The 16,113-nt window shown below is 49.8% G+C and carries 10 protein-coding genes; 6 read left to right on the forward strand and 4 right to left on the reverse strand.

Annotated features, from left to right (window positions below):
* Window positions 1-25: 25 nt before the first annotated feature.
* Window positions 26-1,204 (forward strand): 2-methylaconitate cis-trans isomerase PrpF, encoded by a 1,179-nt coding sequence (prpF, locus tag C6Y40_RS21480; protein ID WP_105936443.1) that lies wholly within the window; start codon window positions 26-28, stop codon window positions 1,202-1,204.
* A gap of 150 nt (window positions 1,205-1,354) precedes the next feature.
* Window positions 1,355-1,774, forward strand: a complete 420-nt coding sequence (locus tag C6Y40_RS21485; protein ID WP_105936444.1) for a hypothetical protein — start codon at window positions 1,355-1,357, stop codon at window positions 1,772-1,774.
* Here the strand turns inward: C6Y40_RS21485 and C6Y40_RS21490 are convergent.
* The gene (locus tag C6Y40_RS21490; RefSeq protein WP_105936445.1) at window positions 1,771-2,205 is read right to left on the reverse strand and encodes a hypothetical protein; all 435 of its coding nucleotides are present in this window, start codon (window positions 2,203-2,205) and stop codon (window positions 1,771-1,773) included. The genes C6Y40_RS21485 and C6Y40_RS21490 overlap by 4 nt on opposite strands.
* A gap of 24 nt (window positions 2,206-2,229) precedes the next feature.
* Window positions 2,230-4,590: an aerobic respiration two-component sensor histidine kinase ArcB gene (gene arcB / locus C6Y40_RS21495; RefSeq protein ID WP_105936446.1), complete on the reverse strand. Its 2,361-nt coding sequence runs from the start codon at window positions 4,588-4,590 to the stop codon at window positions 2,230-2,232.
* Window positions 4,591-5,331: 741 nt separating this feature from the next.
* Here arcB and gltB point away from each other — a divergent pair.
* Window positions 5,332-9,798, forward strand: a complete 4,467-nt coding sequence (gene gltB / locus C6Y40_RS21500) for a glutamate synthase large subunit (protein ID WP_105936447.1) — start codon at window positions 5,332-5,334, stop codon at window positions 9,796-9,798.
* Window positions 9,799-9,813: 15 nt separating this feature from the next.
* The gene (locus C6Y40_RS21505; protein ID WP_105936448.1) at window positions 9,814-11,229 is read left to right on the forward strand and encodes an FAD-dependent oxidoreductase; all 1,416 of its coding nucleotides are present in this window, start codon (window positions 9,814-9,816) and stop codon (window positions 11,227-11,229) included.
* Between the two features lie 327 nt (window positions 11,230-11,556).
* On the opposite strand, the gene C6Y40_RS21510 is transcribed toward C6Y40_RS21505, so the two are convergent.
* Both C6Y40_RS21510 and C6Y40_RS21515 read right to left on the reverse strand, forming a co-directional pair.
* Window positions 11,557-12,585, reverse strand: a complete 1,029-nt coding sequence (locus C6Y40_RS21510; RefSeq protein WP_105936449.1) for an IS110 family RNA-guided transposase — start codon at window positions 12,583-12,585, stop codon at window positions 11,557-11,559.
* Window positions 12,586-12,934: 349 nt separating this feature from the next.
* Window positions 12,935-14,623, reverse strand: coding sequence for a protein adenylyltransferase SelO (locus C6Y40_RS21515; protein ID WP_105936450.1), 1,689 nt, complete (start codon window positions 14,621-14,623; stop codon window positions 12,935-12,937).
* Window positions 14,624-14,924: 301 nt separating this feature from the next.
* Between C6Y40_RS21515 and C6Y40_RS21520 the strand changes: the two genes are divergently transcribed.
* The gene (locus C6Y40_RS21520) at window positions 14,925-15,374 is read left to right on the forward strand and encodes a hypothetical protein (RefSeq protein ID WP_105936451.1); all 450 of its coding nucleotides are present in this window, start codon (window positions 14,925-14,927) and stop codon (window positions 15,372-15,374) included.
* 132 nt (window positions 15,375-15,506) lie between these two features.
* A complete protein-coding gene (locus tag C6Y40_RS21525) occupies window positions 15,507-16,106 on the forward strand; it encodes a DUF2726 domain-containing protein (protein WP_105936452.1) in 600 nt (199 codons plus the stop codon).
* Window positions 16,107-16,113 lie beyond the last annotated feature (7 nt).

Raw genomic sequence — 16,113 nt, forward strand, 5'->3', positions numbered from 1 at the left:
TTAACAATCCCTTAGTGAGAGACTTATGGCTTTTGCACCACAAATAAAAATTCCGGCCACCTATATGCGTGGCGGTACCAGTAAAGGCGTGTTTTTTAATCTGACCGACTTGCCTGAGGCAGCGCAACAACCGGGCGCTTATCGCGACGCCATGTTGCTGCGCGTTATTGGTAGTCCTGACCCGTACGGCAAGCAAACCGACGGCATGGGCGGCGCCACTTCAAGTACCAGCAAAACCGTTATTCTGAGTAAAAGCGAGCATGAAGGTTACGATGTAGATTACTTGTTTGGTCAGGTGTCTATCGATAAAGCCTTTGTGGACTGGAGCGGTAACTGCGGTAACTTAACGGCTGCGGTGGGCGCTTTTGCGGTAAATAATGGTCTGGTAGATGCTGCTCGTATCCCTGACAACGGCGTTGTTGTGGTCCGTGTATGGCAGGTGAATATCAGCAAAGCGATTAACGTGCATGTTCCCATTACCAATGGCGAAGTGCAGGAAACCGGTAACTTTGAGCTCGACGGCGTTACCTTCCCGGCTGCCGAAGTGAAAGTGGAGTTTATGGATCCGGCCGATGGCGAGGGTGATATGTTCCCCACCGGCAACCTGATTGATGAACTCACTACACCGGAGTTTGGCACACTTAAAGCCACTATGATCAATGCCGGCATCCCAACCATTTTTGTTAATGCGGCGGATATCGGTTATACCGGTACCGAGTTGCAGGACGATATAAATAGCGACCCGGCAGCACTGGCCAAATTTGAATCCCTGCGCGCTCACGGCGCGGTAAAGATGGGGCTAATCAGCGATATCAGTGAAGCGGCGGCTCGTCAGCATACGCCGAAGATAGCCTTTGTTGCGCCTCCCGCCGAATACACTTCATCAAGTGGTAAGCGGATTGAGATTGATGATATCGACGTACTGGTACGTGCACTATCCATGGGTAAATTACACCATGCGATGATGGGTACGGCAGCCGTAGCTATCGCCACCGCAGCCGCTATTCCCGCCACCCTGGTGAATGATGCAGCCGGCGGTGTCGACCGTTCTAACGTAGTGTTTGGCCACCCTTCCGGTACCCTGGGTGTTGGCGCGGAAGCGGCGTTAGTTAACGGCAAATGGACTGCCACCAAAGCGGTGATGAGCCGTTCAGCGCGAATTCTGATGGAAGGACGCGTGCATATCCCCGAACCTCAGGTATAGCTTTTACTAAGCTGTTTCTCTGGGTGGCCAGCTACTATTGGGCATGGGCTGGTCACCCCTTTTCTTTTGCAACACTGGCAATCTGCTTTTTTAAAGCGCACAATAACCATTCATCAGCGTAGTGGAGATGGACATACCTGGAGATGGAATATGGCAGGTAAATTTAATAAACACGGCTCTCTGAGTGTTGCCATTGACGGCAGACTGATTGTGTTAAATGGTGAAGGCCCGTGGAATGCAGAGTCACTGCACTTATCTGACGATAAGATCATGCAGAATTTACGCGCCATGTATGGCTCTCCCTGGGGCGTGCTGGCCATTTTTCGTGGCGAGGCCGTATACGTTCCCGAAGCCTTCGCGTTACTTCGCAAGCAAATTAAAAAAGAAATCACTCTCGGCCGTGTCGCCACAGCAGTAGTATTTGAAGACGTAAACTCGCCGTTGTTGTCAAAGCATCAGTTCGAATCGATTTATGAGATGCCGGGCCATGAGGTGGCGTTTTTTGATTCAGCCGACGACGCCAAAACCTGGTTGAATTCACTGATTAATCAGCAGCAACAGCAAGCTTAAAAACGGTAAGCAATTGAGGCCAGTGGCGACCAGTCCTCACCGTCATACAGATAACTCGCCCCCAGCACGACGCCAGGCTTATTTTTACCCGCAAAGTAGATTTTAATGCCGGTGGAGCCACCAAACTCATGGTCTACATTACCGCTGTACGCATTGCTGGTAGAATTCATCCCGCCATAAGCACTGACTGCGAAATACTTGTTGAGAAAAACACTGGCGCCCATGCCGCCGCGAAACGAGCCACCGGCTTCAGATGACCCGTCAACGCCAACGGTGGCGAAAATCTCTAATGGTTTAAATGGCGTTTGCAAGGCTACCTGAGAGCCGATGACGCCATACTCCCAGCCAATGCCTGCTTCGGCCCGCAGACGCTCTGCACACTGACCGGCTGAAGCGGTCAGTAATAAGATAACAAACCCGATCCCTTTCATAACACTTCCTTGTTATTTCTTGTATCAATCGTCGATGGTTTGCTCTTTTAACCAGTCGTGCAGTTTTTCCATGTCGTGAGGTACCGCCATTTGCAATTCCTCTACCCAGTCATGCACATTTTGCCACCACGCCGGGTGGTCGCCCTGCTGGATTTGATTGGCGATTCGTTGCACCCGCGCCAGGCCAACAGAGCTGGCTGCGCCTTTAATTTTATGCGCCTGGGCGCACACTTCCGATTTCTCATCGGCGCTTAAACTGAGCTGCAGGATTTCCATATATTCCGGCATTTTTTCGTGGAACACTTTCACACTGGCGCGCACCATATCCTCGCCAATGGTATCCACCAGCATCTGTAGCAACTCCATGTCCAGAATATTGGTCAGCAGTTTACTGCTGTCGAGCTTCTTACGCGGCGGCGCTTCCGGCGCAGGCTGATCCAATTCTGACTCAGCAAACAGCATGTTCAGTACTTCAACCACGCGGCTCTTCTTAACCGGCTTGGCGATCACATCGTCCATACCGTTTTGCAGGTATTCTTCGCGCTTTTTAATCACATTGGCGGTAAGCGCCACGATTGGCGTTTGCATCACCAGATCTTCTTCATGCAGTGTGGCTGCCACATCAAAGCCAGTCATATCCGGCAATTGAATATCGAGTAAAATCAGGTCGTAGGTGGTTTCCCGGGCTTTATCTATGGCTTCCTGACCGGTCATGGCCACATCCACGTGCTGGCCTAATTTTTCCAGCAATGCTTTGGCCACCATTACATTAAGTTCAATGTCTTCAACCAGTAAGATATTGAGTCCGGTTACCTGTAATTGCGCCACCTGCATCGGACGACTGGAAACCTGTAGCGGCAGTTCAACGATAAAGCGAGTGCCTTTGCCCTGCTCGCTCTCAACCCGGATGTCACCGTGCATCAGATCAACCATTTGCTTACAAATTGCCAAGCCGATACCGGTACCGGTAGCCGATTGATGATCCGGGTGATCCACCTGATAGTACATGGCAAAGATTTTATCGATTTCACTATCCGGAATACCCACACCGGTATCTTCAATCACATAGGTAACCAGTGAGATATCGTTATCCGGAGGGGTGGCCGAAACGGTAAGCGATACGTGCCCCTTCTGGGTGAATTTCACGGCGTTGAACAGGATGTTCCACAGGATCTGACGTAACCGCGTACCGTCTACCTCCACCTGCTTAGGTAACGGTTCAACTATATTGGTGATCAGCTCCAACGATTTGTCTTTTGCCAACAAGCGGATTATCGAGCTCAGCTCTTCAGTGAAATCGCGCAATGATACCGTTTTCAGTGAGAGCTCCAGCTTATCGCGGTCGAGTTTATCCAAATCGATAATGTCGTTAAATATGTTGCCAAGGGTAATAGCACTGGCATAGATGGTGCTCACCCAGCTCCACTGTTCTTCGTTAAGCTCGGTATCACGCAGCATACGACTTAGCCCTACAATACCATTAAGCGGCGTACGCAATTCATGGCTGATGGTGGCAATAAAGCGGGTTTTGTCGGTACTGGCTTTGGCTGCCGCACTTTCGGCCTGCTTGCGCTCGGTCATATCACGACCAAAAGCAAGTAACCCCAACCGGTTACCTTCGTGGTCAAAAAAAGGCACCCGACGCATTTCAAAGAAACGCCGACGGCCGTCGGCAAAACGTAACCATAGCTCATCAGTGATGCTGGCATTGGTTTCAAGTACTTCATGATCACTGGCCACTACCTGGCGGGCGAGTTCTTCTTCATAAACATCGTGTGGAGTAAGGCCAAGCAATTCTCTCTCAGACATACCAGTCAATTGCTCCGCCACCCGGTTACAACCGGCAAAGCGCCCTTCTTCGTTGCGGTAATAAATCAGATCCGGCGAGGCATCAATAATAGAACGTAGCAACGTAGATAAGCGTCGGGCCTGGGCCTCTTTCTCCGACTTATCCTGAATTTCTTTTTCCAGTTCCTTAAACACCGTTTCCCGTTCTTCCTGGGCGTGTTTACGCTGCTCTATTTCGTGGTTGAGCTGACGAATATTGTTTTGCAGCTCGCGGTTGAGAAACACATCTTCTTCACGCAGGTGTTCCAATTGGCTGACCACTTCTTTTAAATTCGTTCGCGAATGTTCCAGTTGCTTTACCAGTTCACTGAAAAAGTACAACACCCAGGGCGCCGACAGCATGGTAAGGATAACGGCGCTGATAAAGTCATCAGGCTGCACGCCACTACCAAGGCTCACGCGGATGACGTACGAGCCGCCCACGGTAAATGCCAGCGTTAGTACGACAAACAATACACTTAGCTTAATAGTGCCAAAGCGCTCTACAAACTGCGCAAAACGTATCGCCCAGGAATCATTCGGAGTTTCTTGTTGCATAACTGAAATACTTCGTTGTTTAGTGCCGCTATCCTAGCAGGTCTTAGCGACATTCGCATAGGTTACTACGCAGCGAAAAGCCGATAAAATGGCCCGGTGTTAACTGTTTACTTTTATTCTCTTGCAATAATTGTCTACGCAACACTGGGCTTTTGCGGTAATTATTGGTTTAATGGAATCCTAGCCTGCCTTTATAATTGGTTCAATCTAACCGTACAGCGGACACCACCTGGTAAGACTGATACGGTAGCCTTGTTCACTGCTGTCTATGAAGCAGCCAGATTAATTTAAAATAAACATTCAGTGTTGCTTACGAAAATTGGGTAAACACCCAAATATTACGACTTTTTATGCAACTTAAGTTGTAGACATAAAACCCTGACAATGGTTTTCCAGCTACGATTGAGTATTTTTTTTCGATTTTTTTTGCGTCCAAGAATACAGCTAAGTCATTGATATTTATACACAACAAAGATTGTATACGATTTCATAAAACCCGGCCTACACATTCCGATTGATTTTAGGAATCAATATCGGTATTTTGTACGGCCCGCTTGGCAATAGTGCATAAAAATGCGGTACATGACTGGTATCCACTAATAATAATTAACGACAAACCGGCGCAAACTGATTTTTCTATATTTTTCAGTTGATTACGCGTTGTTACGACGTTGCAAAGCCACTTCTGGCCAAAAATGCAGCGCATACCTTGCCCAGTCTAAGGTTTAAGGAGTTAAGAGAATGAGTTTATATAATCCCAACGATTCACGGGATAACTGTGGATTTGGTTTGATTGCCCACATAGAAGGTGAAGCCAGCCATAAGCTGGTAACTACTGCTATTGAAGGGCTTGACCGCATGCAACATCGTGGCGGTATTGCCGCAGACGGCAAAACCGGTGACGGTTGTGGTCTGCTATTACAAAAGCCCGATGCCTTCTTCCGCATGATCGCAGAGCAGCATGGCTGGAAGCTCAGCAAGAAATATGCTGTGGGAATGATTTTCCTTAATCAGGACGAGACACTGGCGCAAGCTGCGCGGGAAGTCGTTAATGAAGAGCTGCAAAAAGAAACCCTGGATGTTGTGGGCTGGCGTGAAGTGCCGGTTAATCACGACGTGCTGGGTGAACTGGCGTTAACCGGTGTACCACAAATCGAACAGGTATTTGTTAACGCGCCGGCAGGTTGGCGTAAACGCGATCTTGAACGCCGTTTATTTATGGTGCGTCGCCGGGTAGAGAAACGCCTCGAAAACGACCCTGACTTTTATGTTGCCTGCCTGTCTGGCCTGGTAACTATTTATAAAGGCCTGGTAATGCCCAAAGACTTACCTGCCTTTTATAAAGATCTCGCCGATGAAGATCTGAAAAGCAGCATCTGTGTATTCCATCAGCGCTTTTCTACCAACACGTTGCCCAAATGGCCGCTGGCCCAGCCTTTCCGCTATCTGGCGCACAACGGCGAAATTAATACCATTAAAGGTAACCGCGACTGGGCAATGGCCCGTACCGGTAAATTCGCCACGCCACTGATCCCGGATCTGAAAGACGCTGCCCCTTTTGTTAACACTGAAGGCTCTGACTCATCGTCGCTGGATAACATGCTGGAACTGTTCCTGGCCGGTGGTATGGACCTGTTCCGTGCCATGCGCTTACTGGTGCCACCAGCATATCAGAACAATGACACCATGGATCCCAAGCTGCGTGCATTTTACGAGTTTAACTCAATGCACATGGAACCCTGGGATGGTCCTGCCGGTATCGTAATGACCAACGGTCGTCACGTTGCCTGTAACCTGGACCGTAACGGCCTGCGCCCGGCGCGGTATGTGCTGACCAAAAACGGCTTCATTACGCTGGCCTCAGAAATTGGTATCTGGGATTACGAACCTGAAGACGTAGTAGAAAAAGGCCGCGTTGGTCCGGGCGAAATGCTTGCAGTTGATACCTACAACGGCAAAATCTGGCGTTCAACCGAAATTGATGACGAGCTAAAAGACCGCCACCCTTACCACGAGTGGATTGAGAAAAACATCCGTTCATTAACGCCGATTGAAAATATGGATGCCTCTCTCATTGGTCAGCGGGTATTCAACGACGACACCATGGCGGTGTATCACAAGCTGTTTAACTACAGCTATGAAGAAATTCATCAGGTGATTAAAGTACTGGGTAAAGACGGTCAGGAAGCCGTAGGCTCAATGGGTGATGACACGCCAATGGCAGTGTTATCTTCCAAACACCGTACCCTGTACGATTATTTCCGCCAGCAGTTTGCGCAGGTGACAAACCCGCCTATCGATCCGCTGCGGGAAAACCACGTAATGTCACTGGCGACCTGTATTGGTCGTGAGCAAAACGTGTTTAGCGAAACCAGTGGTTATGCTGATCGCGTGTTATTTAAATCGCCCATCCTGATGTACACCGATTTAAAACAGTTACGTGAATTCAACCCTGAACACTATTATTCAGAAGTTATTGATCTGCAGTATTCACAGGATGAAGGCCTGAAGAAAGCCATTGAGCGTGTGTGCCACGAGGTAGAGTACCTTGTGAAACAAAAACGCGCCGCTTTTGTAGTGCTGTCAGACCGTAACATCAAGCCGAACAAGCTGCCTATCCCTGCCGCGATGGCCGTTGGTGCAGTTCACCGCCGCTTGGTGGATCAGCAGTTACGTTGTGACGCCAACATCGTGGTAGAAACCGCTTCTGCCCGTGACCCGCATCATTTCGCCGTACTGATTGGTTTAGGCGCTACCGCGGTCTATCCATTCCTGGCATATGAAACCATCGAACAGCTGTGCGAAAAAGGTGAGCTTGACGTAACCGCTATGCAGGCAGTATTGAACTACCGTAAAGGTATCAATAAAGGCCTGTATAAGATCATGTCGAAGATGGGTATCAGTACCGTTGCGAGCTACCGTAGCTCTAAACTGTTTGAAGCCATCGGTATCAGCCGCGACGTAGTGCAAATGTGCTTTAAAGGGGTAACCTCCAGAATTGAAGGCGCGTCTTTTGACGACTTCCAGCAGGACGCCATCAACCTGTCACGCATTGCCTGGCTGAAGCGTAAGAAAATGTCGCATGGTGGCTTACTTAAGTATGTTCACGATGGCGAATACCATGCGTACAACCCGGATGTCGTCAAAACCCTGCAGAAAGCTGTGGTTAGCGGTGAATATACCGATTACCAGCAGTACGCAGCACTGGTTAACGACCGTGCTCCGTCTCACCTGCGCGACTTAATGAAAGTGCTGCCAGCAGGTGAAGCAGTGGATATCAGCGAAGTTGAACCGGCGGAAAATCTGTTCCCACGTTTTGACACCGCGGCCATGTCTATCGGTGCGCTAAGCCCGGAAGCCCACGAGGCGCTGGCAATTGCCATGAATCGTTTAGGCGGTCAGTCAAACTCCGGTGAAGGTGGTGAAGATCCGAAACGCTTCAACACCGAAAAGAACTCGAAAATCAAGCAGGTTGCCTCTGGCCGTTTTGGCGTTACGCCACATTATCTGGTTAATGCCAATGTCATCCAAATCAAGGTTGCACAAGGTGCAAAACCAGGTGAAGGTGGTCAGTTACCTGGTGATAAAGTCAATAAGTATATCGCTCAGTTGCGTTTCTCGGTGCCAGGCGTAACCCTGATTTCACCACCACCGCACCACGATATTTACTCTATTGAAGATTTAGCTCAGTTAATTTTTGATCTGAAGCAAGTGAACCCAACCGCACTTATTTCAGTGAAACTGGTTTCTGAGCCAGGTGTAGGCACCATCGCAACCGGTGTTGCTAAAGCCTATGCCGACCTCATCACAATTTCTGGCTACGACGGTGGCACCGGTGCCAGCCCGTTAACGTCAGTAAAATATGCGGGGAGTCCGTTCGAGCTGGGTCTGTCTGAAACACAACAGGCACTGGTTGAGAATGGCCTGCGCCATAAAGTACGGGTGCAAACCGATGGCGGTCTGAAAACCGGTCTGGACGTAATCAAAGCCGCTATTCTTGGCGCAGAGAGCTTTGGTTTTGGTACCGGCCCGATGGTTGCCTTAGGCTGTAAATACCTGCGAATTTGTCACCTCAATAACTGTGCAACCGGTGTAGCCACTCAGGATGATAAACTGCGCAGCGACCACTTTATTGGCCTGCCGGAAATGGTCATGAACTACTTTAAGTTTGTGGCACAGGAAGTCCGTGAAATCATGGCATCTATGGGCGTTCGTAAGTTTGATGAACTGATCGGACGCACCGAATTACTGGAACTGCTTGACGGTCATACCGCTAAGCAAAACAAACTGGATCTGTCACCTATTCTGGCCAAGCCGGTTGCCGGTGAGCACACCCGTCTGTTCTGCTCAGAAACCACCAACGTGCCACTCGACAGAGGTGTGCTTAACGCGAAGATGCTTAAGGATGCTAAAGAGGCCGTTGTTAAAGGTTGTGGTATTAACTTAAGTTACCCAATTCGTAATACCGATCGCTCAGTAGGTGCTTTACTGTCTGGTGAAATCGCCAAACATTACGGCAACCACGATATGGAAGAAATGCCAATCACCGTCACCTTCAAAGGGACGGCGGGGCAGAGCTTCGGTGTCTGGAATGCCGGTGGCCTGAACATGTACATCGAAGGCGACGCCAACGATTACGTGGGTAAAGGCATGACCGGCGGTAAGCTGGTTATCTATCCGCCGCGCAAAGGCGAATTCAATGCCCACGAAAGTGCCATTATGGGTAACACCTGCCTGTACGGCGCAACCGGTGGCAAGTTGTTTGCTGCTGGCCGTGCCGGTGAACGTTTTGGTGTTCGTAACTCTGGTGCGATTGCCGTAGTAGAAGGTGTTGGCGACAACGGTTGTGAGTACATGACCGGTGGTATTGTGGCGGTACTGGGTCCGGTAGGCATTAACTTTGGTGCCGGTATGACAGGTGGTTTCGCTTATCTTTACGATGAGCAGGGCGATCTGAACAGCCGTGTTAACCAGGAGTTGGTTGAAGTACTGGATATCGACGATAAAGTCATTCTGGCCGAGCACTTACGTGGCCTTATCAACCAGCACTACGAAGAAACCGGCAGCCAGTTCTCACTGGATCTGCTGCACGATTTCGCCAATACCATGAAACGCTTTAAACTGGTTAAACCAAAAACCAGTGATGTGAAAAATCTGTTGGGCCATATTAGTCGTTCCAGCGCGGAACTGCGCATTCAGGCGCAATAGAGAGGTTAGAAGATAATGGCTAAGAATGTATATCAATTTATTGACGTAGAAAGGATTGATCCGCCTAAGAAGCCGATAATGGATCGTAAAAACGGCTTTGCTGAGATCTACCATCCTCTGACCAACTCACAGGCAGAAGGCCAGGCAGATCGCTGCCTGGACTGTGGTAACCCATACTGCGAATGGAAGTGCCCGGTACATAACTATATTCCTCAGTGGCTGGCACTGGCTAACGAAGGCAAGTTTATTGAGGCAGCCGAGCTGTCTCACCAAACCAACAGTTTGCCGGAAGTGTGTGGCCGGGTTTGCCCGCAGGATCGTCTGTGTGAGGGTGACTGTACCCTTAACGACGAGTTTGGTGCGGTAACCATTGGGTCTATCGAAAAACACATTACCGACACCGCCTTTAAAATGGGCTGGCGTCCGGATATGAGCGGCGTTACCTGGACCGATAAGAAAGTGGCTATCGTAGGCGCTGGCCCGGCTGGCCTTGCCTGCGCAGACATCCTGGTGCGTAACGGCGTGAAGCCTGTGGTATTTGATAAATACGAAGAAATTGGTGGTCTGCTGACCTTCGGTATTCCTTCTTTCAAACTGGAAAAAGACGTCATTAAACTGCGTCGCGAAATCTTTACCGAGATGGGTGTTGAGTTTGTAATGAATACCGAAATTGGTAAGGACGTACCGTTTCAGGATCTTATTGACCAGTACGATGCCGTGTTCCTGGGCATGGGTACTTACAAGTCAATGAAAGGTGGCTTCGATAACGAAGGTGCCGACGGTGTTTACGAAGCCCTGCCGTTCCTGATTTCAAATACCAACCGAGTCATGGGTCTGGAAAAAGACGCCGCAGACTTTATTGATATGAAAGGCAAAAAGGTTGTCGTACTGGGTGGTGGTGATACCACCATGGACTGCGTAAGAACCTCCATTCGTCAGGGTGCTGAGCAGGTAACCTGTGCTTACCGTCGTGATGAGGCAAGCATGCCCGGCTCACGCCGTGAAGTGGTGAATGCCCGGGAAGAAGGCGTTGAATTTGAATTTAACGCCCAGCCGCTCGATATTGCTGTGGATGAAACCGGTAAAGCCATTGGCGTTAAACTGGTACGCACCGAAATGGGTGAACCCGATGCAGCAGGACGTCGCCGTCCGGTTGTGGTGGAAGGCTCTGAGTTTGTCCAGGAAGCCGACGCGGTCATTATCGCTTTTGGCTTCCAGCCAAGCCCGGCCCCGTGGTTTGCCGACTACGGTATTATTCTGGACGAGAAAGGCCGCGTGCGTGCGCCGGCAAAAGGTCAGTTCGCTTATCAGACATCTAATCCGAAAATCTTCGCCGGTGGCGATATGGTTCGCGGTAGTGATCTGGTGGTAACTGCTATTGATGAAGGCCGTAAAGCCGCTGATGGTATCCTCGATTACATCGGTGCCTGATATAGCCTGACAGCAAGCTAAACGAAAAATGGAGCCGCATGGCTCCATTTTTTTGTCTGGTGTTTAGGGGCTGTATATGGTCTCCTCCAATATTGCAAGAATAAACTGGCTGTTTTGAAAGTCAGGTTTGCGTTCGTATATCCGGCTTCTTGATGAAGTGCTATAACTTCGAGCCTCGATGAACTTCGCCCATATCGTCCTTATCGTTGACACGGATTGTTAATCCATAGCCCCTATCAGGTTTTCGATATGTCGGTCTAACCAGGTTGTCATCACATTATGTTTATTCAGCAATCCTTGGAAGTGAACTCGTTAAATTCGTTTAAATTAAGCCGATGCCCATTCAGGCGTATAACGGCCACCTTGAGCTAATAGTGCCCACGCTATACGGGCCAGTTTATTGGCCAGAGCAACAGCGGCTTTGTTGCGCCCGCGTGTTTGCTCAATGCGCCTTACCCATCGCGCCAGTGGCGTGTCTTTGGTTTTACTCACACGCATCACTGCCCGAGCTCCGTGTATCAATAGCGTTCTAAGATAGCCATCCCCTCGCTTACTGATACCTAATAAATTCTGTTTGCCACCTGAGCTATGTTGCTTGGGCACTAAACCCACTGAAGCCGATACAGCTCGTCCATTTTTAAATTCACTACCGTTGCCAATGTGTTGATACAGCGCACTGGCGATGATCGGACCAACGCCTGGAATACTCTGTAAACGCTGGCAGGCTTCATGTTGGCTTAGGGCATGGATTTTCTTCGTATACCATTCTAAATGTACGTCTAACTCAACCAGCTTTTGATAGTGCTGCTCGAGCAATGTTTTGAATAACTCGCTTAAACCATTGTCAGCTTGTCTATCATATAAATCAGGAAGGGCTTTATACACATTATGTACTCCCATGGGCAGCACTACCCCATATTCATAAAGCAGGCCACGAATTTCATTACAATTCGCCGTCCTATCTCGCTCGCACTTTTTACGCATAACATGCAGCGCTTGGATATCCTGCTGTGTTTGCGTCTTTGTACGCACTACTCGCATCTCAGGACGTACGACGGCTTCTGCAATTGCCAAAGCATCGTTATAGTCTGTTTTATTACCGCGAACATAAGGTTTCACATGCTGCGGCGCGATTTGCTTAACTGTATGCCCTAACTTCTGTATCTCACGCGCCCAATAATGCGCACTTGCACAAGACTCTATGCCGACTACACACTTATCAAGTGTAGTGAAAAACGCAAGTATCTCAGAGCGCTTAAGCATTCTCTTACGAACAATCTTTCCTGCTTGATTGCAGCCCACAAAATGGCTGACATTCTTTGCTAAATCTAATCCAACAGTTGTAATATTACTCATGGTCTTCTTCTCTTGTTAACTTGAATTATCAACTCCAAGTTTGGCACATTGCGATGCCGTTAGAGAGGAGGAGACCATTTCATCGTTGATCTTTGCTGTACGAATTTTGGTCTATATGAAAGCATTTTAATCGCGAAACAGTCCTGCAGGCATAGTTGTTCTACGTCAAAGGGCTGTGACAAAGAGTAAAATGCTTTCATGACGACCCCTTCGGGCAGCGCCTGTGTGTCATTTATACTGTGTTGACTGTTTTTGATTTAGCCCACTAGACCTGCAAACAGTCGCCTTGTCTAAATGACACACAGACTGCTGCAAAAGTGTACAACAAAGAGCAACAGCCCCTAGCTACTCAAGAAGAACAGCTGTAATGCGAAACGCCGCCGGCGTCAAAATACTCAGCAGGTCGTAAGCGATAATAACTTGCCTCAATGTTTTCAGATTGCTCCTCAAAAGGGGCAGATAACACCTTCTGCAGCTCCCTTAATAAGGTGAAATCGCCCTTTTCAGCCTGCTTATAGGCAGGGACTACCAACCATTCCCGCCAGGTGTATTTGGGGTTTACCCCTTTCATCCTGGTTGTGATTTCAGCATGACTAAAGCGATCGTCGAGATGTTGATGCCAGCTCTGCAGCCAGTTATTCCACTGCTGCTCTAATGCCTCATCCACCGGCTGATAGAAACACTTTGTTATCGCTGTAACCGTATCGGGAAGCTGACACAGCTCGCGAAACAGCATGGTGTAGTCCACTGACGTACGCACCATCAGCCTGAGCAACGCCATTACCAACTCAGGTTCGTAAGCTTTTAGGCCCAGTTTAGACGCCCACATGCCCGCCAGTTTGTTTTCCATCATGGCGGCAAAGCCAGTGCCAATTGCCTCCAGTTCGTTGAGCCGGTCAGGTTCGTCCTGAAGCAGCGGTGCCAGAGCCCCGCAGAACATCATAAAGTTCTTCCCGGCTGCCGCGGTTTGATTAAAAAAGGAGAAATGCCGGCCTCCGCCCGTCCAGGGTTGATAAACGGGATCAAACAGTTCGCAGAACCCGAATGGGCCATAGTCCAGCGTAAAACCGCCGGCTGCGCAATTATCACTGTTAAAATTACCCTGGCAATAGCCGACCCGTATCCAGTTGGCCACCAGTGAGGTCAGACGTTCCTGAAAGATTTCGGCCAGCTGTATGATCTGTTCAGGCAATGCCAGACTGCTGTCTATTTCGAGGGAGTATTCGCGCTCAATCAAATGGCTTACCAGCGCGTGTAATTCAGCAACAGCCTCGGAGTGCTGTTGACTGCGCGCCCGCCGGGCGAACAACTCCAGTTGACCCACTCGAATAAACGACGGTGCTACGCGCGTGGTAATCGCCACCGGATTGGCCACCATCACCTCAGGCTCAAAAGACGACAATCCTTCGTAATACCACGGCCGGTTAACAGTTTCAGCATGCGACATGACTAAACTGAGGGAGCGCGAGGTGGGTACCCCGAGACTATGCATGTGTTCCTGGGCCAGAAACTCCCTGACACTGGAACGTAATACCGCACGTCCGTCTGCGCCACGACAATAAGGCGTCCGCCCGCCGCCCTTAAGTTGCATCTCCCAGCGCTTACCATTAAACATCCCCTCAAACACCGACATCGCCCTGCCATCCCCATAGCCATTGCCGGTCCCAAAGGGGCATTGCTGGATATATTCAGTGCCGTAGATAGACAGCGCATAGCCGGTGGCCCAGCCGGTTTTGCGCATAGGCAGAGGAGCCTGAGAGAGATCGCCAGAGAAGAAGCGAACAAACGCTTCGGTTACTGCCAACTCGTCATCCAGACCCAGCTCGCGAAACAGTGAGTTGCTGTGCGCAACATAACCTGGCGCTTTTAATGGCGTTGGTGAGACCGGCACATAGTGACCGCAAAACACCTGCCGTGGCTGATGATCAACGCCATCAGATGTGGCCTGAGGGTCTGCCTTGAGAGAAGATATAAAAGAGTAATCGGCGCAGGCCGCCATGTCACTCAGGGTGGTAATGGAGGAAGTCTTGTCTGGCATTATGTCATACCCCTTATTCACCCACGGCAGCGATCACTGCCGTAGACTGAAGAGCACGCTCCTGGTTGAGGGTGCTGAAGTGAATTGCACTGGGGTATTGTGCATTATGGTACATAGTATGGAAAGCCTTCCCAAACTATTGCTCCGTCGCAATGGTATTCCCCACTGCATTTTGTGTTGCCATACCGTCGCTATGGCAGCATAAACCTGTCCTCAGGAAATATACTTATGATTGCTACGCAATACTTTAATCGAGGCTATTGCAATTGCTTAGCGTGCAGAGCTCTCCTATAGTAACAGTATGTATAAAAGTAAACGTCAGACTATGAAATTCACGCCGCGTAAACTCATTCTGGTAACCAGCCTGATGGTGATGGCTTCGTCGCTGATGGCAACCGACTCAATGGCCACCACGGCTCCGCAGTCACAGCCACAAATCACTAGCTGTCCGACTGAGTTTTTTGCCGTCAAAATTCACGAAGACGCCAGGCAGTGTCAGCCTTTTGACACCGAAATGCCGGCCTCCATGGTTTACTTTATTGGCGATACCCCAGACGCTATTGTGGCTTACTATCTGGCACTGATGCCAGACTTATCGCTGAAAGGCGAGCACAACGAACGTATGCTGCTGGTTAATGACGCCCAGAATGTCCGCGTGGTGGTGTCACCCGATGGTGATGGCGCCCAGGTAGATATCCTGGTGCTGGGCTCAGAAACACCCGCTCCCCTGGCCAGTCTGACCAACGACTAACTTTTATTTCCCTCGCCTGCCAGTGTTTCGAATAACTGGCACCGCCTTTGCTATTTCTCTAACAAGTTTGTCCTGCCGCCCGGGGCTGTCATTTTATTGACGCTCGTGCGCATTGAATTGTTGAGGAAGCGTATGGAACTTGCCATTATTTTGTTTATGCTGCTGATAATTGTCACTGTTGGTGCACTTAAACTCTCTGATCACGGTATGAGTTTTCCCTTTCGTAAAAAACAACAGCTTTTTACTCAGGTAGAGCATACCTTTATCAATTTGCTGGAACAGGCCGTTGGCCGTGAATTCCGAATTGTCTCACGGGTTCGTCTTAACGACCTGCTGGCTGTACGCGATAGCACCAATAAACGCCAGGCTCGCCAGGCGTTGCTGCGCGCTGGCAGTAAGCAACTCGACTTCGTGCTGTGTCGTCGCGACGACATGACGCCGGTGCTGGCCATTGATTTGGTCCACAAACAGGGGAAGGAAGGTTACAAAACCCAACGCGACTGGTTTGTGTCTGGCGCCCTGGATGCGGCTGGCATTCCCCACGCCCGCTTCAAGGTAAAATCCGGTTACTCGGTGGATGAGGTCAAAGAGTGCGTAGAAACCAAGTTGCTACCACTGCGCAAACAGCAGGCCAGAATGGCTGCCAGTAAAATGAATCCACCGCAGCCAACGCGTCCTACCCGGCCGCTGCGTTCCAGTCGTCAGCCTGGCGGTGAGCAGGTCGCGGCGTAACTTCAGT

It is taken from the genome of Marisediminitalea alba (assembly GCF_002993365.1).
GTDB lineage: Bacteria > Pseudomonadota > Gammaproteobacteria > Enterobacterales > Alteromonadaceae > Alteromonas > Alteromonas alba.

What these genes read in the sequence shown, in the direction of transcription:
- C6Y40_RS21510 (WP_105936449.1), bottom strand. Translation starts at nt 12,585, where the DNA reads ATGAGTAATATTACAACTGTTGGATTAGATTTAGCAAAGAATGTCAGC.
- arcB (WP_105936446.1), bottom strand. Translation starts at nt 4,590, where the DNA reads ATGCAACAAGAAACTCCGAATGATTCCTGGGCGATACGTTTTGCGCAG.
- C6Y40_RS21490 (WP_105936445.1), bottom strand. Translation starts at nt 2,205, where the DNA reads ATGAAAGGGATCGGGTTTGTTATCTTATTACTGACCGCTTCAGCCGGT.
- C6Y40_RS21515 (WP_105936450.1), bottom strand. Translation starts at nt 14,623, where the DNA reads ATGCCAGACAAGACTTCCTCCATTACCACCCTGAGTGACATGGCGGCC.
- gltB (WP_105936447.1), top strand. Translation starts at nt 5,332, where the DNA reads ATGAGTTTATATAATCCCAACGATTCACGGGATAACTGTGGATTTGGT.
- C6Y40_RS21520 (WP_105936451.1), top strand. Translation starts at nt 14,925, where the DNA reads ATGTATAAAAGTAAACGTCAGACTATGAAATTCACGCCGCGTAAACTC.
- prpF (WP_105936443.1), top strand. Translation starts at nt 26, where the DNA reads ATGGCTTTTGCACCACAAATAAAAATTCCGGCCACCTATATGCGTGGC.
- C6Y40_RS21485 (WP_105936444.1), top strand. Translation starts at nt 1,355, where the DNA reads ATGGCAGGTAAATTTAATAAACACGGCTCTCTGAGTGTTGCCATTGAC.
- C6Y40_RS21525 (WP_105936452.1), top strand. Translation starts at nt 15,507, where the DNA reads ATGGAACTTGCCATTATTTTGTTTATGCTGCTGATAATTGTCACTGTT.
- C6Y40_RS21505 (WP_105936448.1), top strand. Translation starts at nt 9,814, where the DNA reads ATGGCTAAGAATGTATATCAATTTATTGACGTAGAAAGGATTGATCCG.